This window comes from Pseudoflavonifractor capillosus (assembly GCF_016902575.1).
Classification (GTDB): Bacteria; Bacillota; Clostridia; order Oscillospirales; family Oscillospiraceae; genus Enterenecus; species Enterenecus capillosus_A.
This window is the reverse complement of sequence record NZ_JACSNZ010000010.1, coordinates 53,665-71,419: the sequence shown is the minus strand read 5'-3', so window position 1 is coordinate 71,419 and position 17,755 is coordinate 53,665. Positions and strand designations below refer to the sequence as shown.

Genomic DNA, 17,755 nt, shown 5'->3' with positions numbered 1-17,755 from the left:
GGCAGGGGCAGCTACCGGAGCGGGTTGGGGTGCATCGGCGGTTTGCTGGGTGGCGGCAGCGGTGCCCATCACCCGGGCCCATACCCGCTGGAATACCTCTTGAGAGTCAGAACGGGAATTCATAATCTCATCCATGGGAAAACACCTCCTAAATACCCCATTCTATGCCCGAATCCAGGGATTGCCACGGTTGACAGTTGGGTATAATCATGGTATACTAGCAAAACATATAAGAGAACTATGAATTAAAAGCCGCTCCCTTTCTGGGGGCGGCTTCACACGGGAGATTTGTACTATGTTGGAATTGAAGCATCTGACCTTCTCCGTGGAGGGAGAGGGGAATCAGAAGGATATTTTGAAGGACGTTTCTTTGGATGTGAAAGACGGTACCTTCCTGGTGGTCACCGGCCCCAACGGCGGCGGCAAGACCACCCTGGCCAAGACCATTATGGGCCTCAACCAGCCCACTTCTGGCCAGATCATCTGGAACGGGGAAGACATCACCGACCTGAGCATCACCGAAAGGGCTCGCCGGGGTATCAGCTACGGGTTCCAGCAGCCCCCTCGTTTCAAGGGCCTGCGGGTGTGGGATCTGCTGAGCCTGGCCTCGGGCAATCCCAACCTGACCCACGCCGAGGGCTGCCAGCTGCTGACCCAGGTGGGGCTGTGTGCCGCCGACTATATTGACCGGGAGGTGGACAACTCCCTGTCCGGCGGTGAGGTCAAGCGCATTGAGATCGCCACCATTCTGGCTCGCAAGTCTCCCCTGATGATTTTCGACGAGCCGGAGGCAGGCATTGACCTGTGGAGCTTTGCCAAGCTCACCGAGACCTTCCGCTATATCCACGATAAGCGGCAGGCCACCATCATCATCATCTCCCACCAGGAGCGCATCATCAATTTGGCCGATGAGATCGTCATGATTGCCGGAGGCCAGGTGTTGGAGCGTGGCGCCAAGGAGGAGATGTTCCCCAAGATTTTGGAAAACACCCAATCCGGGTGCGCCTTTGTGAAGGGAGGGGCCCAGGCATGAATTCCATCGACACCCATCTGCTCCGGGAAATTGCCGACCTGGAGCGTGTGCCCCAGGGGGCGTACAACATCCGCAAAAACGGCAAGCTGGAGGGGCGCAGCAACTCCGCCAACATTGTCATTGAGAGCAAAGAGGACAAGCCGGGCATTGACATCCGCATTGCTCCGGGTACCGTCAATGAGTCGGTGCACATCCCCGTCATCGTCACCCAGACCGGCCTCACCGATTTGGTGTACAATGACTTTCACATCGGTGAAAACAGCGACGTGAGCATTGTGGCAGGCTGCGGCATCCACAACTCCGGCTGTGAGACCGCCCAGCACGACGGCGTGCACACCTTCTATGTGGGGAAAAACGCCAAGGTGCGCTATGTGGAGAAGCACTACGGCGAGGGGGAAGGTACCGGAAAGCGCATCCTCAACCCCCATACCATCATCTATCTGGAGGAGGGCGCCTCCATCCAGCTGGAGACGGTGCAGATCCGGGGCGTGGACTCCACTCGCCGCTACACCAAGGTGGAGATGGAGGCAAACGCTGAGGCGGTGGTCACCGAGCGTCTGCTCACCCACGGAGACCAGTTTGCCGAGAGCAAAATGGAGGTCATTATGAAGGGAGAGGGTGCCCGCACCCAGGTCATCTCCCGCTCTGTGGCCCAGGACAACTCGGTGCAGGTGTTCTACCCCCAGGTGCAGGGGGAGGCCCCCTGCTTCGGCCACGTCCAGTGCGACTCCATCATCATGGACCATGCCAAGGTCAGTTCCATTCCCGCCATTGTGGCCAACCACATGGATGCCCAGCTGATCCACGAGGCCGCCATCGGCAAGATCGCCGGAGATCAGCTGCTGAAACTTATGACCTTAGGGCTGACCGAGGAGGAGGCCGAGCAGAAGATTTTGGATGGGTTCCTGCGGTAAAGGGTTATCCAAAATCGTGGCGGAAACCACCGGTACTTCCAATATTCTCGAAGATTTGTATGATTTCTTCGATTTTTGCGAAACAATCACCATCGTCAAGACTGTCATCATGTATGACAGTCTTGATTTGGTTTAGGGCTTGATAGCACTGGCATTCCACAAAATCCTGGGCAGAGATATTAAGGTCGGGGAATGTAATTTCTATACGCTGTTGTTGTAAAAGCATCAGTAAAAGCTCCTGATATAATTCCATGTAAATCACCTCAAATCCTACTTTATACTATTAAGAACGAATAATCAACCTAATATCGCTTAAAATGCTATACTAGCAAAAAAGGATATGAGGTAATTCTATGAAGCCATTAAAGCAAAAGGTGAGCATTACCCTGGATGAGGACGTGGTGGAAAAGCTCAAGGTGTTGGCGGAGGACTGTGACCGATCCCTGTCCCAGTACATCAATCTCATCTGCAAAGCCCATTTGAAACAGTTGGAACAGTGACAAAAACACCGCTGTGGAGGATAGTGCCCTTCACAGCGGTGTTTTGTGTTTTGACCAACTGCGGTGGCAGCGGTTGACTTGCCGCCATACACCCGTTACAATGAAAAAAGATGGACTGGAAGGGGTGGCGGATGTGCGAAAACTGCCGTGGTTTGCAGGCGGCTTCGCCCTGGCCTGTCTGCTGCTGGCGGGTGCAGTCTCACCCATGTGGATGCTTTTTCCCGCCCTGGCCATGGTGGCGGGCTGGCAGCTATCCCACCCCAAAAATCGAGAGGATTGGATGGCCATGACCGCCCGTGCGCCCCGCCGGCACCTGCTCTGGCAGGTATGCCGGAGAGGGACAGCTGCCGCCCTGGGCTGCGGAGTGGGTCTGTGTTGGTTTTGCGTATATTACTACATGGTGTGCGTCCCCACCCAGGACTGGGATGGGACACAGAGCATTTCAGGTACGGTACTCACCCAGCCCCAGCAGACTGACACAGGACGGTGTTCCCTGGTACTGCGCCTGGATGGCGGGGCGAAGGTGAACCTGTATGCGCCCCCAAGCTGGGAAGATGTGCAGCCGGGGGATCATGTCCAGGGGTCGGGAACGGTGGAGTGCATCTCCCTGACGGATGGGTCAGATGTGTCCTATCATGCTGCCAAGGGTGTGTTTCTCCTGGGCAGCTGCCAGGGGGCGCCCACGGTGGAGCGGCCCTCGGTACCGCCCCTGATGTGTTGGCCTGCTTTGGCGGCCCAACGGCTGAAAGGGGGCATTGAGGTGGCCTTTGACCAGCAGGTGAGTCCTCTGGCCATGGCTGTGACCCTGGGCGACAAAAGTGAAATGGCCGATGGCCTGTATCAGGACATGGTGCGGGCGGGGGTGCTCCATGCCGCCGTGGTGTCCGGGCTGCACATCTCCTTTCTGGTGGGCGTTTTGATGCTCCTGTGCCGGGGCCGCCGCCGCTGGGCGTTGGCCATCGTTCCGGTGCTGGTATTTTATGCGGTGATGGCGGGGGACACCCCCTCTGCATTTCGAGCCGTGTGGATGCAGGTGGTGGTGCTGGCAGTGCCCTGGGTGGGCCGGGAGCGGGACGCTCCTTCCGCCTTGGCTCTGGCTTTGCTGATGCTATTGCTCCAAAATCCCTTTTCTGTGTACAGTGTGGGGTTGCAGCTGTCCTTTCTGTCGGTGTCCGGCATTCTTGCGGTGACCCCCAAAATATACGACTGTCTCACTGGGCCGTTGGAGCGATGGAAGAGGGAGGGGCGGCCCAAGGTACTCAGGCGGATATGGCAGGGGGTGTGTGCCTCTGTTTCCGCCTCTTTGGGTGCCATGGTGCTCACCATTCCCCTGGCGGGGGCAGTGTTTGGCCAGGTGTCGCTGATTGCACCATTGACCAATATCCTGGTGCTGTGGGCCATGACGGCACTGATGATCTGTGCGCTGGCGGTGGGAAGCTTGGCCCTGTGTCTGCCCGGCGTGGCCACCCTATTGGGGCAGGGCACGGGACTGTTGGGCCACTACACCGTGTGGGTGGTGCACCGGATGGGCACCGTCCCCTATGGGGTGCTGGAGGTGGACAATCCCTATCATCTGGTATGGCTGGTGGGGGTCTATCTGGTGGGCGCACTTCTGTTGTGGAGCGGCGTGACTGCTCTTCGGGCCGTATTGGTGGGAGTGGGGCTTACCGCCCTGCTGTTTTTGCCCGTGGGCCTGTCCGCTTTTTCCGTGTCCAGCTCAGATCTGGTGGTGATGGGGCTGGATGTGGGGCAGGGGTCATCCACCCTGCTGATGAGTCCAGAGAGCTCTGTGCTGGTGGACTGCGGCGGCAGTACCTCCGCCTCGGCGGGAGATATTGCCGCCGATCACCTGGCAAGTGTGGGACGCACCAGGCTGGACGCCTTGGTGCTCACCCACTTGGATGACGACCACTTCAACGGGGTGGAGCGGCTGCTGGAGCGGGTGGAAGTGGCACAGGTCATGGTGCCCGTTTCTGCCAAAGGAGAGGAACAGGCCGGGCAGCTGGAGACCTGGCTGGAGCAGCGGGAGATTCCTCTTGTGTGGGTGGAGGAGGAGACGGAGCTGTCTCTGGATGGGGTGGAACTCACCCTGTTCCCACCCCTGGGCAGCGGAACCACCAACGAAGAGGGGCTGTTTGCCCTGTGCAGCGCAGGGACCTTTGACGTGCTCATTACCGGCGATGCAGACAGCTACGTGGAGCGGATGCTGGTGAAATACTTTGTCCTGCCGGACATTGAACTGCTGGTGGTGGGCCACCACGGTGCCGGGGGCTCCACCTGCATGGATTTGCTTTCCCGCACCAGCCCGGAGTTGGGCATCATCTCTGTGGGGGAGGACAACTCCTATGGCCACCCGGACGCAGACACCCTGGAGCGGCTGCGCCGGGCAGGGGTGGAAGTACACCGCACCGATCTGGAGGGGACGGTGACGGTGGCCGTGCAGGGAGAGAATGTGGGAATCTGGTAAGTGCAAAAGGAGGAAGCGGGATGCCGCCGAAGAATCAAACCGACAACACCGCCATGCGGGAACTGAAACAGGCTCTGCGCCAGGGCGGTTTGAAAAATCTCTACGTCTTGTATGGTGACGAGGCGTTTTTGCGGGAGTACTACCTGGGCGAGATCAAAAAGGCAATTTTGCCCCAGGGTATGGAGGATTTCAACCTCCATACAGCCCAGGGTAAGGACTGCTCGGTGGAGTGGATCGCCCAGGCGGTGGACTGTCTGCCCATGATGAGTGAGCGTACCCTGGTGCTGGTCACGGATTTTGACCTCATGGGGCAGGGGGAGAGCGGACGGAAGCAGTTACTGGAGCTGTTGGAAGATCTGCCTGACTACTGCTGCTTAGTGTTTGTATATGACTTGCTCAGCTTCAAGGTGGATGGGCGCAGCAAGCTGGGCACCTACCTCAAGCAAGCGGGGGCGCTGGTCAACTTCTCCCGCCAGTCTACCGGGGATCTCACCGACTGGATCGTGCGCAAGTGTAAGGCCATGGGCCACCGGGTGGACTCTGCCGATGCCCAGTACCTGATCTTCCTGTGTGGGGACAGCATGACCAATCTGTCCACCGAACTGGAGAAGATCTGCGCCTATGCCGCCGAAGAACGGATCACCCGGGCAGATATAGATGCCGTAGCCATCCCCCAGGTGGATGCGGTGGTGTTTCAAATGACCGATGCCCTGGCCCAGCGCAACTTTGACAAGGCTGCCTCGGTGCTGGCTGATTTGCTCCACAGCCAGGAGTCGGGAATCATGATCCTCTCGGTGATGGGTAAGTACTTCCGCCAGCTCTACACCGCCCGCCTCTATCTGGACGCAGGGCTGAGCCGGGGGGATTTTATGCAGCTGTGGGGGATGCGCCACTCGTTCCAGGGGGACAAGCTCATGGATGCCGCTCGGAAATTCTCCCTGGTGTGGTGCCGCCACGCCGTGCGGCGGTGCAGCGAGGCGGACATCCAGATGAAGATCAACTATGGAGCGGAGGGTGAAATTCTCACCGGGCTTTTGATGGAGCTGTCGGCAGGACGGAAGGTGATCCCATGTTAAAAATCAAAGAGGCCATCATTGTGGAGGGGCGATACGACAAAAACAGCCTCTCCCAGGTGGTGGATGCCCTGATTCTGGAGACCTCCGGGTTTGGGGTGTTCAAGGACGGGGAGAAGCTGGAGCTGATCCGCCGTCTGGCCCAGCGCCAGGGCATTATCGTGCTCACCGACTCGGATGGGGCGGGGTTTGTCATCCGCAACTACCTCAAGGGAGCCATTCCCAAAGACCAGGTGAAACATGCCTATATCCCCGACGTGTACGGCAAGGAGCGGCGCAAGCGCAAGGCCGGCAAGGAGGGGAAGCTGGGCGTGGAGGGGATGAACCCGGAGGTGCTCCGCCAGGCTCTGGTGCGAGCGGGAGCTACGGTTTTGGACAGGGAGGGGCCTGCCCCCGTCCGGGGTGACCTGACCCCGGCAGACCTGTTCGTGCTGGGGCTTACAGGACGTCCGGACTCTGCTGTGCGCCGGGAAAAGCTGCTGCACAAGCTGGGTCTGCCCCAGCACATGAACAGTAAGGCACTGCTGGCCATGCTCAATGCCCTGCACACCCCCCAAGAGGTGGCGCAGATGGTGGAGGAGCTGGAACGGGAGGAGACCTCTCAGATATAACAGAAAGGGAGTGGACAAAACGCACACTCCCTTGGAATTTATGAGAAAAAAGTCAGACCTGAGGGATGACGCCGGTGTCCGGGGCAGGCATCTGGCCGCAACCGGTGCAGATATCGTTGTCGGAGACCTCGTTGCAGCTGACGAAGGTGTCGCCTACGGTGGCCACAGCGCCGAACTCCACGGGCACTGCCACGCAGATGTCCTGGGTGATGGTGAACACGCAGGAGCCATTTTTCATCCCGTTGCACACCTCAAGGCCTGGAGTGACCACTGGAGTGCCACAGCACTTGGTGGCGGTCATTCCGGCCTGGGCAAAGGGGGTGACGGTGACGGGCACACAGAGGGATGCGGATTGATAGCCCACAGCGGGGCAGGTTTGGGTGTTGTCCAGCACCTCAGGATTCACAGTAGGAAGCATTGGAATCTCTCCTTTCTGGCCATTGCCATTTTACAGACTATGCAGCAGGAGGGAGCGGGGTGAGAGGTGGTTTGGTACTTCCTTGAACTGGATGCGCTGAATGAACCAGACGAAGATCCAGGTGCCCAGAATCGCCGTGGCGAAGGCAAAAATGGCCCGGCTCCACAGTGTGGAGGCCGGCATAAACAGCAGAGCCAGCAGGATGCCGAACTGGGCCGAGGAGATGGTGGCGCCGGTGGTTGGGGACACAAATTTGTTGCTGCACAGCTGCTGCATGATGAGTCCCGCAACGCTCATGCCGACGCCGGTACAAAGGATGGCCAGCAGGCGAGGCAGCCGGGAGATCAGGAAAATCTCCAGCTGCTCAAAATTGCCTGCGAGTAGCTCACCGGGTGTCAGGTCAATCACGCCCACAAACAGTGAACAGCCGGACAATATAAGCAGCAGAACAGAAAGAACAATGGTAGATCGATACGGTCTGATACAATCCTCCCCTTTCTTCAATGTGGTTAGCTATGGCTAACTGTATTGTAAAAAACGATGCGCAGGGGCGATTGGACTTACCATGCATCACGCACTGCGCATCGTGAGTGTATTATAGCACATGGAGTTAGTCGTGTGCAACCACGCAAAAAGCACAAGCTACCAAGCGGAAAGGATTCTTTTTTTATCCATTATGCGAATTGTTGCCCCGAGCGGACTGCGTCTGAGTAGTCAGCCGGCTCATGCTTCGCAGACTGACTCCCAAAGTGGAGAGGTTGTGCAGCGTGGCGGAGGTGGCAGGCGGCAGGACACCGGCCACGCCGAGAGCGATCAGGGCGCCGTTGAAGCCGATGACAAAGCGATAGTTGGAGTGGATGCGCGCCATCAGCGCCATGGCGATCCGGCGCAGCTCTACAAGCTCCCAGAGGCTGTCGGCGGCAATGGTGATGTCCGCGATCTCCCGGGCAATGGCGGCGCCGTCGCTGATGGCAATGCCCGCATCCGCCTCGGACAAGGCCGGTGAGTCGTTGATGCCGTCGCCCACCATCAGGACGGTATGCCCCTCCCGGCGTAGCCGTGCCACATACTCCGCCTTGTCCGCCGGCAGGACTCCGGCGCGGAAGTCATCCACTCCCACCTGGGCGGCGATGGCTGCGGCGGTGCGGTAGCTGTCGCCGGTGAGCATGACGGTACTGGTGACCCCCAGAGCACGGAGGGTGGACAGAACTTCCTTCGCCTCCTCCCGCAGCGGGTCGGAGATGCAGATCACAGCGGCCAGCTGCCCCCCTATTGCCAGATACAGGTGGGAATACTCCGGCGGCAGCGCATCAAAGCGTTCCTGCTCGCCCTCTGGAATGACGCAGCCCTCATCCTCAAAGATAAAGTGCGCGCTGCCGATGAGGACTCGCTCCTCATCGACGGTGCTTGCGATGCCGTGAGCCACCAGATACTCCACCTTGGAGTGGTACTCCTCGTGGCGCAGGCCCCGGCGTTTGGCCTCCTCCACCACGGCGTTGGCCATGGAATGGGGGAAGTGCTCCTCCAGACAGGCGGCCAGCCGCAGCATTTCGGCTTCCTCTTTGCCACCGAAGGACACCACCTGAGCCACCCGGGGGCAGGCGTGGGTCAGGGTGCCGGTCTTGTCGAAAACGATGGTGTCGGCGGCAGCCACCGCTTCCAGGAACTTGCCGCCCTTGACGGTGATATGGGCCCGTCCCGCCTCCCGCATGGCGGAGAGGACGGCCAGAGGCATAGCCAGTTTCAGTGCGCAGGAGAAGTCCACCATCAGCACCGACAAAGCCCGTGCCACATTCCGGGTGAGGACGAAGCTCAGCAGACTCCCTACAAAGGTATAGGGCACCAGCTTGTCCGCCAGATTGGCAGCCTTGCTCTCAGCCTCCGACTTCATCTGCTCCGACTGCTCGATCATGTGAACGATTTGGTCATAGCGGCTCTGACCGGAGGCCTGCTTCACCTCCAGCACACACTCGCCCTCCTCCACCACGGTGCCGGCATAGACCGCGCCGCCGGGTCGCTTGGGTACCGGGATGGACTCACCGGTGAGGGACGCCTGATTGACGGTGACCTCCCCCTCCAGCACCAGCCCGTCCACGGGGACGATGCCGCCGGCGCGGACGACTACCGCATCCCCCGGCTGGATCTGGGACACAGGGACCAGCACTTCGCCCTGGGCTGTGCGCAGCCAGACCCGGTCCACATTCAGCGACATGCACCGGGCCAGATCCGCCACAGATTTCTTCCTTGTCCACTCCTCCAGTAGTTCGCCCACTTCCAGCAGGAACATGACCATTCCGGCGGTTCCAAAGTCCCTTCTGCAGGCGGAAATGGAAATAGACAGGGCATCCAGCAGTTCCACCTTGATGCGGCGGCGCAGCAGGCAGCGCAGTCCCCGCCGTACAAAGGGGATCATGTGCCAGAGTATGCGGGCAATCCGCAATGGAGGTGGGAGAAACAGGGTACAGGCAGCTTTGCACACTACCTTAGTTACCAGCTTCTCCTCGAATTCCCGGTTCAGCGCCCGGCTGCTGTGGGCGGGCAGTGATGTGATCCGCTCCGCCTCCTGCCAGGAAAACTGCCGAATCTCATTCAGCACGGCTTGGCGAGTCCCATCGTAGTACAGGATGACGCAGCAGGTGCGCTCATGGACGGTGACCTGCCGGCACCATGATTTTCCCTGAATCCATGCCTCCAGCAGATCCGCCTGAGCGAGTGTCATCTGTTTTTGCCGCAGCCGGAACCGGATGCGCCCCCGGCTTTCGTGCAATATGGTTGCGTTCATAGGTTCCTCCTTCACGGAAAGAGGGAGCCGCTGGCGGCTCCCTCTGGGTCAATCAGGCTTCTTCGCTTTCCAGATTGGCAGCGGCGGCTTCCTCTGCTTCCTTTGCAGCCCGGTCCTCGTTCAGCTCCTTGGCGGAGGCCAGAATGTCTGCAGCGTTCTCCTGCACCGTGGTTACGGTCCCCATGACCGAGTCCTTCATCCGCAGACCGGCGGCCGTGACATGGACATAGGCCTTCTTGGCGTCCTTGCTGGACAGCAGCTTAACTCCAAAAGAGCCAAACAAAGCACCGGTGGCAAAGCAGGCCAGTTTCGTATAAACACTCATTGCAATACTTCCTTTCCCTTATTTCCGCTTGTAGCCGGTGACCATGACCATAATCATGCAAATCACAGCGCCCCAGGCCCAAAAACGATGTTGTTTCATCGCTCTCACTCCTTTGATCACTTTGGAATGTCTGGTTATTATAACAGGAATTGTGGGAGTTTGTCGCTGTCAAAACGGACGCAGAGTTGCGGTTTCCGACATTTTTCTATACTGGCCGGGAGTCATGCCATACTCCCGCTTGAACGCTGCGTTGAACTGGCTCATACCCTCATACCCCACAGCCTGCGCAATTTGCTGAATGGACATCCGGGTGGTGCAGATCAGCTCCTGTGCCCGCCGGAGGCGCTGTTGAACCAAAAAGCTGTGAATCGGCATGCCATAGGTGCGGCGGAACCCTTCTTTCAAGAAGGTCGGGGAAAGCGAAAACTGTTTGCAGAGGAGCGCAATGGTGAGCTTATCAGACAGATGCGTCTGTATGTATGCCTTGACTTCCAACAGGCTGTGGGATACAGGACAGCCTGAGCCGGAGAGAGATTCATCCGATTCAGATACCTCGGTGCAGAGCAGATACAGCAGTTCTACCGACTTGAAAACACAGTAGCGTTCCTGCTCCTGCTCTGACAGATAGCGAACGGTTTCAAAAAATGCCTGCGTCCAAGGCGTGCCGCACAGGGCCGTGCAGCCGTTTCTTGCTGTCATCTTTTTCTTGACGATCCTGGTGTCCAGCTTCATCCCCAAAGTGGAGCAGACCGTCACAAGGCTTTCCTTTGCGGCTTTTGCGTCTACGGCAATCAAAACACCGCTCAGGTTTCCGCTGTACCGACACGAGCGGAGAGCAGAGCTGTCGGAGAGCAGGAAAATCCCCGGCGCCTCCACCGTGCAGGAGGTACCTTGTAACGCTCGGACAGTAAGGCGGCCGGTCAGGCAGAACAGTACCTCAAACTGGAGCGGTGCGCCGCACACCGGGACAGACCGCAGAGGTTCCTGCTCCGGCTCCGGCAGGGAAAACCGGCAGATCTGTACCCCTGGCATACTGCTGCTCCAACGGCCTGTGGCGGAGCCCTGGCTCGATAAATATTCTTTCAGCATGATTTCTCACGACCTGTTTCTCTGGGTTCGGAAATGGTTTTGCCTATGCTGACTGGGGATACAGGCAGAAGGCAGGAGACGAGCGCCTCCTGCCTTCTGCGGTGTTTTTGTCAGGCCAGCGACGCGCCCAACTCGCGGCAAGCCGCCAGAGCGTCATCGTCCGGAGTCTCGTTGCAGATCACGCTGTCACAGGCCAGATTGGCGCCGTCGTCGTTGCAGCGGGACTCCCAGCTGCGCATCCATTCGCCATCGCCCCAGCCGTAGGAGCCGAACAGGGCGATATTCTTCCCGCTCAGCCTGCCCTCACAGGCGGTGAACATAGGCTCGAACTCGCTCTCCTCCAGCTGCTCCGACCCCATGGAGGGGCAGCCGAAAGCGATGGCGGAATACTCGCTGACCTGCTCCGGGGAGAACTCTGCGGCGGTGATCACAGATACCTCGGCACCCTTGCCCTTGGCTCCTTCGGCCACCGCCATGGCCATGGCCTCGGTGTTTCCCGTGCCGCTCCAATACACAACTGCAACTTTACTCATAAGACTCTAACGACCTTTCTTTCTGGATTTGTTATGGTAGAAACATCAACCAGCCACGGTGAGCTGCTCGATGGATTTCCCTTGCTGCCACTGCCGGGAGTAGATTTTGCTGCACATCTCGTATTTCTCAAAGAGGTTTCCCGTCTTGATTCCCGCCAGGGTGGGAGAGCAGTGACGAATCAGCAGATCCTCTGACATAACACGCCTCCTTGTATAGTGAGTCACTCCCAAAGCAGATGGTTAGCAATCGCTAACTTATATCCAAAAAATATTCGGGATTTCTCCCGGAGATTAGCGATAGCTAACCTATGTTCCGATTTTAATATATCACATCATGTTTGTCAATAGGAAAGTTCATGGATGCATGAAATGATCAGCGGGGGCCATCCAAACGGAAGGCCCCCGCATCTTTTCTATTTCTCATGGGTACTGCAGCAGCAGTGATGCTGGTCTGCCTTTTTGGAACTGCAAGAGCATCCATCCGGGCAGCCGATACACTTCTTGCCGCTCTTTTTTGCCTTATAGACATAGAAAGCGGCGGCTGCGATAATTACCGCAAGAATCCCAATTACGATATAGTCGGTCATCAGGCTCTCGCTCCATTCAGCGCATACTCCTGCTTCAGATCCTTATCCGCCTTCAGGCACAGCCACACCAGAATTGCGGCGAACACAATTACAGCGATGAGACCGGGGACAAAGCCGGCGCCAATGGAACCGGTGGTGATCAGGGTACCGATCTGGTAGACCAGGAAGCCCACTGTGTAGCCGGTACCCAGCTGGAGGCCGATACCGCCCCACAGCCACTTGGCACTTTTCATCTCGGAGTTCATGGCGCCGATGGCGGCAAAGCAGGGAGGTGTGTACAGGTTGAACATTAAGTAGGCCAAAGCCGCCACCTTGGTGATGGCGATGACGCCCGCTACCTCGGCGCCGGCGCCCTCCATCATCTCCAGGGCATCGGTGTCAATGAGGTTCTCCAGGCCCACAAAGCACACAGCCAGGGTGCCCACCACATTTTCTTTGGCAATGAAGCCGGTGACGGCGGCAGCGGCCAGCTGCCAGCTGAGAACACCCACGATGGGCACCAGCAGATAGGCAAAGGGGTGGGCGATGGAGGCCAGGATGGAGCTGTCGGCGGTCTCCGCCACGGCAAAGCTCCAGTTGAAGGTCTGCATGATCTGCACGGCGGTGTTGCACAGCAGAATAATGGTGGCGGCCTTCACGATGTAGGCCCAGCCCCGGGCGCACATGGCCTTGAAGGCGAACCAGAGAGAGGGTACCTTATACTCCGGCAGCTCGATGATAAAGAAGGACTTCCGGTTCTTGTAGCCGGCGATCTTGTTGACCAGCAGAGCGCCCAGGAAGATCAGGACAATACCGGTAAAGTACATGGTGAAGCTTACCCAGCCTGCGTCATCAAAGAAGGCGCCGGCAAACAGAGCGATGACGGGGATCTTGGCGCCGCAGGGCATGAAGGGGGTCAGCATGGCGGTGGCCCGGCGCTCCCGCTCGTTGCGGATGGTGCGGCTGGCCATGACGCCGGGAATGGCGCAGCCGGTGCCGATGACGAAGGGAATCACAGACTTTCCGGACAGACCCACCTTTTTGAAGATGGGGTCAAGCACCACGGAGACACGGGACATATAGCCGCAGTCCTCCAGCAGGGCGATGAGGAAGTACATGATCATCACCAAGGGGAGGAAGCCCACCACAGCGCCCACGCCGCCGATGATACCGTCAGCCAAAAGAGCAGTCAGCAGCGGGTTGGCATCGGCCAGGCTGTCTGCCACATAGCCCTGGAAGGTTTCGATCCAGCCCACCAGATAATCGGCAACGGGTGTGCCTACCCACACCTGAGAGATCTGGAACACCAGGAACATGACCACGGCAAAGATGGGAATGCCCAGGAACTTGTTGGTCAGCACGGCGTCAATGGCGTCCCCCGTGCCCTTGTCCTTGGTGAGGACCTTCCGCTTCTCCACCTGGGAGACCAGGGAATTGACAAACGCGAAACGCTTGCGGTCAGCTTCCTCCACAACCTTCTTGTCAGTCAGATCGATGTCGCCCTGGACATAAGGAGCTCTTTGGATTTTACCGCTTTGTGCAACAGCGGCGTCCACTACGGCTTTCAGCCCTTCCGCAGCAGTGGAGACGGTCTCTACCACCGGGCAGCCCAGCTTCGCAGAGAGGGCGGCCGTGTCAATGGTGGTTTGCTTCTTGGCATTGATGTCGCTTTTGTTGAGGGCGACCACCACGGGGATGCCCAGTTCCAGCAGCTGGGTGGTGAAGAACAGGCTGCGGCTCAGGTTGGTGGCATCCACAATATTGATGATGGCATCGGGGTGTTCGTGCTTCACATAGGAACTGGTGATGCTTTCCTCCGATGTGAACGGGGACATGGAGTAGGCGCCGGGCAGATCCACGGCGATCAGATCTTCCGTCCCGCTGCAGTAGGCTTTCTTAATGGGGTGCTCCTTCTTTTCAACCGTCACGCCGGCCCAGTTGCCCACCTTCTCATTTCGCCCGGTGAGGGCGTTGTACATGGTGGTTTTGCCGGAGTTCGGGTTGCCAGTCAAGGCAATACGCATGACATTTCCTCCTTTTTTATGTGTGCGATGTACTTTATTCACAACTCAGCGGTTGCCCTATGCTAACCGTTGGGCAGAATAAACATGAATGAATACCTTAGATCTGGGGCTCTGGGGCGTAATAAGTGCTCCAGATCTTATATCTCGATGGCCGAGGCCAGCTGGTTGTCGATATTGTAGCGGCCATCCTTGATGGAAACCACGCAGCCGCCCTTGAGGTGGGATACCACGGTCACCGGCTCTCCCACATAGCAACCCAAAGAAAAAAGGAAAGCATTCAGCTCCTCATCGTCCGTATTGATTTGCTTGATGATATATTCCTGCCCGTCCAGAGCATCCAACAATGTCATATCCATCACCTTTTCAGAGTTGATTCAATCATTTTTTCGTAGTCTGGTTAGCGATAGGAAACCAGACCGCGAAAAAATTAGGTTAGCAATATCTAACCTTCTGCTATAATATACCATGCCAAATCAATTGTCAAGCGGGAACCTATGTTCAGCAAAGAAAATCTCTGTTTCCGATAAACAGGCTGGTTCATTTTTCCGGACTGTGCTATAATAATCAAAATGCTTTATCCAATGGAGGTCTTGTATGGCAATCCATGAATCTGGTCAGATGTATTTGGAGACCATTTATATTTTAAGGCAAACAAAATCCTTTGTGCGGGCCATTGACGTGGGAGAACAGATGGGCTATACCAAGCCCAGCGTCAGCCGTGCTCTGTCCATTCTAAAAAAAGACGGTTATGTGGAGGTTGACGGAGAGGGAGCGATCACCCTGACGTCAAAAGGCCTCGCCATTGCTGAGACCATGTATACCCGGCACACGGTACTGACAGAAATGCTCAAGGGTCTTGGCGTGGATGAAAAAACAGCCGCAGAGGATGCCTGCAGGATCGAGCATGTGATCAGCGAAAAATCCTTCGCCGCCATGCAGGCTCACCTGAATCAGACAAAAATATCTGATGTAGAGTCTTCGGGAGCACAGGACTGATCTTCAGAAAGCTACACCGCTGACAGGAAATCCGAACGCTCAGGGTACAGACCGCTACCTGCCGAGAGGACAAGGGGTTGCGGACGGGATACACACATTGACAACAGTATCGGTGTATGTTAGAATCCAAGTGGTTAGCAAAAACTAACCACTTGGATTCTTTTGCTTTATTGAATTCAGACAATAGCCTTCCCATGAAAAGAAGGTCTGGACTTGGCTCAAAACCATAGTGGTTGCCGGATGGACAAGGAGTGATGGGATTGGAAGTGCGTGCGTCAGCGGAAGATTATCTGGAAGCGATCCTACTCCTTCAGAGGAGAATGGGGGTGGTACGGTCTGTGGATGTAGCACAGCATCTGGAGGTATCGAAGCCAAGTGTATGCCACGCGGTTGCCTCTCTGCGTGCGAAAGGATTTCTGCGAATGGACCAGCGTCGTTTCCTGATCTTGACCGAAGCGGGCCGTTCTGTCGCCGAAATCACACTGGAAAAGCACCAATTCTTCTCTGCGATGCTGAAGGAGGCCGGTGTTGACCCGAAAACCGCAGAAAAGGAAGCCTGTCGCATTGAACACGCAATCAGCACGGAATCCTTTGAGAGATTAAAGCGGCTCAAAAAAGAATATGCCAACCATTCGGCTGGAGGAACCTGTGCCGATTAAACTGTGGAAAGAGCTGCTTGCCCACCTGCGTTGAAATGACATTCGGTATCATAATGTTTTTATAGGAGGAGGCTATTATGAACAGATTGATCAAAGGCGGCTTTTTAACTTTGAGTGGTGTCGTTGGAGTTACTGGAGTGATAATGGCGGCAATGCAACATCCGGCAAGTGCGTGGGTAACACCACCGGGAAGGATGATAATAAGCATAGTGGAAAACGGGATATTAGTTCCTGCAATTCTGTTTCTTATCCTTTTAGTTTGCGGACTGTATCTTCTTCTAACTTCTAAATAGTAAAGCAGAATCATAAAATTCAATTCAACGGCATCAACGGCAAAGCTGGTGGAAACGATCCCGCCGGTTCTCCTCAAAGAAACTATGCCCCCTCGTATTGCCTTACGCTCTTTGCGATGATGTATGTGGCAGTAGAAGAATTGCTACCGGAGACGTCAGTAAGAAAAGCACTCCAATTTAGGAACCTTCCTTCTTCCGGGAATAATCGTTTGCTATTTTAAGCAGCACACAAAGCGGTGGATGCAACAACGCATCCACCGCCTATTTTGATAGGGATAAGTTCACAACTAAGCAATCCTGTACCATAAATCAAAACTTTTGCGATAGATCGCCCTTATGTGGCTGCTGGCTTTTCAAAGCTTTTCGGGCAGCTTTTTTGATTTTATGGCACACGCCAAGAATGGCGATGCAAAATAGCAAAGCTGTTAATCCATATCCAAACGACTGCATTGCCGTGTTCATGTTCATGCCTCTTTTCTGACCGCTGCCGCCAAGGAACTCAACCAAACAATCCTCTTTTTTTGTACGGCTCCTTCTGGATCGTGCCGACCTCATACCCCGTGCTGCGAATGGCGTTCATAACAGCCTCCGTGTCCAGCTCTGTTTCAGAGAGGATCACGGTCTGGTTTTTGCTCCGGGAAGAACTCACCTTTTTGACCGGGCAGGCTTTGCGCACGGCGTCATTGACATGAGCCTCGCACATCCCGCACATCATTCCGTTGACTTCCACTGTGTACTTCCACATGTTCTATCACTCCTTCTTGACTTTTGGATCATCGTGCTGTGCGGACCGGACGGTAGCCTGCCGTGCCGCAGTCCGTTCATCCGGGATCTTCCTGGCTATCAGACAGCACAGCGGCGCCAACGAACTCCCGAGAAGCTGATGGCGAACGATGGAATAGCCGTACTCGGACAGGTATGCCATCAGCTCCCCGGCAGTCCAGACATGATACACCCGAAAGCCTGACAGCCCCATGAACCAGAGCCGGAGTCTGGCGCTTCGGCTTTTGCCCCAGACAAAGGTGGGGGCGAACAGCCATCCCCCCGGCTTCAGAACCCGCCAGGCTTCCGCCAGAGCCTTTTCCGGGTGAGGCATGACATGGAGGGCGTTGGAGATCACCACCGCATCGAAGCTCTCCGGCCCGTAGGGCAGCTTGGTGGCGTCCTGGACGGAGAAATGGAGCCGGGACGAATAAACCTGCTTTTTGGCTTGACGGATCATTTCAGCTGAAAAGTCGGTTGCCTCCCAGCTCCGGACACATGGAGACAGCGGCACGGACAGCTGGCCTGTTCCGCAGGCCAACTCCAGTACGTCCATGTCCCGTTTCAGAAAAGGACGCATTGCTTTGCATATCTGCTGATAGGTTGTCTGAGAGCGGCGTATGAAGCCGGCGTAATGCCGTGAAAACCGCTCCCAAAACTGCTTGTTGTCATCCATACAATATGGTCACCTCAATGATGGTTAGTGCCAG

The 17,755-nt window shown here is 56.8% G+C and carries 23 protein-coding genes; 9 read left to right on the top strand and 14 right to left on the bottom strand.

The window, feature by feature from the left end; genetic code table 11:
• Positions 1-295 precede the first annotated feature (295 nt).
• Both H9X86_RS05590 and H9X86_RS05585 read left to right on the top strand, forming a co-directional pair.
• Positions 296-1,033 (top strand): ABC transporter ATP-binding protein, encoded by a 738-nt coding sequence (locus H9X86_RS05590; protein WP_204900578.1) that lies wholly within the window; start codon positions 296-298, stop codon positions 1,031-1,033.
• Entirely contained in the window at positions 1,030-1,947 is a 918-nt protein-coding gene (locus H9X86_RS05585; RefSeq protein ID WP_204900577.1) for a SufB/SufD family protein, read from the top strand. The genes H9X86_RS05590 and H9X86_RS05585 overlap by 4 nt, the downstream gene beginning before the upstream one ends.
• A gap of 4 nt (positions 1,948-1,951) precedes the next feature.
• Here the strand turns inward: H9X86_RS05585 and H9X86_RS05580 are convergent, their stop codons facing one another.
• Positions 1,952-2,200 carry a hypothetical protein gene (locus H9X86_RS05580; RefSeq protein WP_204900576.1) on the bottom strand — a complete coding sequence of 83 codons (249 nt, stop codon included), beginning with the start codon at positions 2,198-2,200 and terminating at the stop codon, positions 1,952-1,954.
• A gap of 100 nt (positions 2,201-2,300) precedes the next feature.
• On the opposite strand from H9X86_RS05580, the gene H9X86_RS05575 reads away from it, so the two are divergent.
• From H9X86_RS05575 to H9X86_RS05560, 4 genes are all read left to right on the top strand, one after another.
• Positions 2,301-2,447: a TraY domain-containing protein gene (locus H9X86_RS05575; protein WP_204900575.1), complete on the top strand. Its 147-nt coding sequence runs from the start codon at positions 2,301-2,303 to the stop codon at positions 2,445-2,447.
• Between the two features lie 133 nt (positions 2,448-2,580).
• Positions 2,581-4,914: a DNA internalization-related competence protein ComEC/Rec2 gene (locus tag H9X86_RS05570; RefSeq protein ID WP_204900574.1), complete on the top strand. Its 2,334-nt coding sequence runs from the start codon at positions 2,581-2,583 to the stop codon at positions 4,912-4,914.
• Between the two features lie 20 nt (positions 4,915-4,934).
• A complete protein-coding gene (holA, locus tag H9X86_RS05565; protein WP_204900573.1) occupies positions 4,935-5,990 on the top strand; it encodes a DNA polymerase III subunit delta in 1,056 nt (351 codons plus the stop codon).
• Positions 5,984-6,598, top strand: coding sequence for a ribonuclease M5 (locus H9X86_RS05560; RefSeq protein WP_204900572.1), 615 nt, complete (start codon positions 5,984-5,986; stop codon positions 6,596-6,598). Before holA ends, H9X86_RS05560 begins: the two co-directional genes overlap by 7 nt.
• A gap of 52 nt (positions 6,599-6,650) precedes the next feature.
• Here H9X86_RS05560 and H9X86_RS05555 read toward each other — a convergent pair whose 3' ends face one another.
• The 10 genes from H9X86_RS05555 to H9X86_RS05515 all read right to left on the bottom strand — a co-directional run bounded on the left by H9X86_RS05555 (position 6,651) and on the right by H9X86_RS05515 (position 14,685).
• The gene (locus tag H9X86_RS05555; protein WP_204900571.1) at positions 6,651-7,016 is read right to left on the bottom strand and encodes a hypothetical protein; all 366 of its coding nucleotides are present in this window, start codon (positions 7,014-7,016) and stop codon (positions 6,651-6,653) included.
• Between the two features lie 30 nt (positions 7,017-7,046).
• Positions 7,047-7,451, bottom strand: coding sequence for an iron chelate uptake ABC transporter family permease subunit (locus H9X86_RS05550; RefSeq protein ID WP_275962194.1), 405 nt, complete (start codon positions 7,449-7,451; stop codon positions 7,047-7,049).
• 232 nt (positions 7,452-7,683) lie between these two features.
• Entirely contained in the window at positions 7,684-9,798 is a 2,115-nt protein-coding gene (locus tag H9X86_RS05545) for a heavy metal translocating P-type ATPase (protein ID WP_204900570.1), read from the bottom strand.
• 52 nt (positions 9,799-9,850) lie between these two features.
• On the bottom strand, positions 9,851-10,123 hold the full coding sequence (locus H9X86_RS05540; RefSeq protein ID WP_087232794.1) for a DUF6110 family protein: 273 nt from the start codon (positions 10,121-10,123) through the stop codon (positions 9,851-9,853).
• A gap of 18 nt (positions 10,124-10,141) precedes the next feature.
• Positions 10,142-10,222 (bottom strand): DUF6219 family protein, encoded by an 81-nt coding sequence (locus H9X86_RS12990; RefSeq protein ID WP_242964725.1) that lies wholly within the window; start codon positions 10,220-10,222, stop codon positions 10,142-10,144.
• A 69-nt stretch (positions 10,223-10,291) separates the two neighbouring features.
• Positions 10,292-11,155, bottom strand: a complete 864-nt coding sequence (locus H9X86_RS05535) for a helix-turn-helix domain-containing protein (RefSeq protein WP_243416850.1) — start codon at positions 11,153-11,155, stop codon at positions 10,292-10,294.
• A 167-nt stretch (positions 11,156-11,322) separates the two neighbouring features.
• Positions 11,323-11,745 (bottom strand): flavodoxin, encoded by a 423-nt coding sequence (locus H9X86_RS05530; protein ID WP_087232790.1) that lies wholly within the window; start codon positions 11,743-11,745, stop codon positions 11,323-11,325.
• A gap of 45 nt (positions 11,746-11,790) precedes the next feature.
• Positions 11,791-11,943, bottom strand: a complete 153-nt coding sequence (locus H9X86_RS05525) for a hypothetical protein (protein ID WP_204900568.1) — start codon at positions 11,941-11,943, stop codon at positions 11,791-11,793.
• 388 nt (positions 11,944-12,331) lie between these two features.
• The gene (gene feoB, locus H9X86_RS05520; protein ID WP_204900567.1) at positions 12,332-14,335 is read right to left on the bottom strand and encodes a ferrous iron transporter B; all 2,004 of its coding nucleotides are present in this window, start codon (positions 14,333-14,335) and stop codon (positions 12,332-12,334) included.
• A 137-nt stretch (positions 14,336-14,472) separates the two neighbouring features.
• Positions 14,473-14,685, bottom strand: a complete 213-nt coding sequence (locus H9X86_RS05515; protein ID WP_204741245.1) for a FeoA family protein — start codon at positions 14,683-14,685, stop codon at positions 14,473-14,475.
• Positions 14,686-14,929: 244 nt separating this feature from the next.
• On the opposite strand from H9X86_RS05515, the gene H9X86_RS05510 reads away from it, so the two are divergent.
• The 3 genes from H9X86_RS05510 (at position 14,930) to H9X86_RS05500 (ending at position 16,283) form a co-directional block, all read left to right on the top strand.
• The gene (locus tag H9X86_RS05510; protein ID WP_087394233.1) at positions 14,930-15,331 is read left to right on the top strand and encodes a metal-dependent transcriptional regulator; all 402 of its coding nucleotides are present in this window, start codon (positions 14,930-14,932) and stop codon (positions 15,329-15,331) included.
• Between the two features lie 260 nt (positions 15,332-15,591).
• Entirely contained in the window at positions 15,592-15,990 is a 399-nt protein-coding gene (locus tag H9X86_RS05505; RefSeq protein WP_204900566.1) for a metal-dependent transcriptional regulator, read from the top strand.
• 77 nt (positions 15,991-16,067) lie between these two features.
• Entirely contained in the window at positions 16,068-16,283 is a 216-nt protein-coding gene (locus H9X86_RS05500) for a peptidase M50 (RefSeq protein WP_204900565.1), read from the top strand.
• 309 nt (positions 16,284-16,592) lie between these two features.
• Here the strand turns inward: H9X86_RS05500 and H9X86_RS12485 are convergent, their stop codons facing one another.
• The 3 genes from H9X86_RS12485 to H9X86_RS05485 are packed head-to-tail and all read right to left on the bottom strand — an operon-like array spanning position 16,593 to position 17,721.
• Positions 16,593-16,745 carry a hypothetical protein gene (locus H9X86_RS12485; RefSeq protein ID WP_243416849.1) on the bottom strand — a complete coding sequence of 51 codons (153 nt, stop codon included), beginning with the start codon at positions 16,743-16,745 and terminating at the stop codon, positions 16,593-16,595.
• A 37-nt stretch (positions 16,746-16,782) separates the two neighbouring features.
• Positions 16,783-17,028, bottom strand: coding sequence for a heavy-metal-associated domain-containing protein (locus H9X86_RS05490; protein ID WP_118643960.1), 246 nt, complete (start codon positions 17,026-17,028; stop codon positions 16,783-16,785).
• Positions 17,029-17,034: 6 nt separating this feature from the next.
• Positions 17,035-17,721 (bottom strand): class I SAM-dependent methyltransferase, encoded by a 687-nt coding sequence (locus H9X86_RS05485; RefSeq protein WP_204900563.1) that lies wholly within the window; start codon positions 17,719-17,721, stop codon positions 17,035-17,037.
• Positions 17,722-17,755 lie beyond the last annotated feature (34 nt).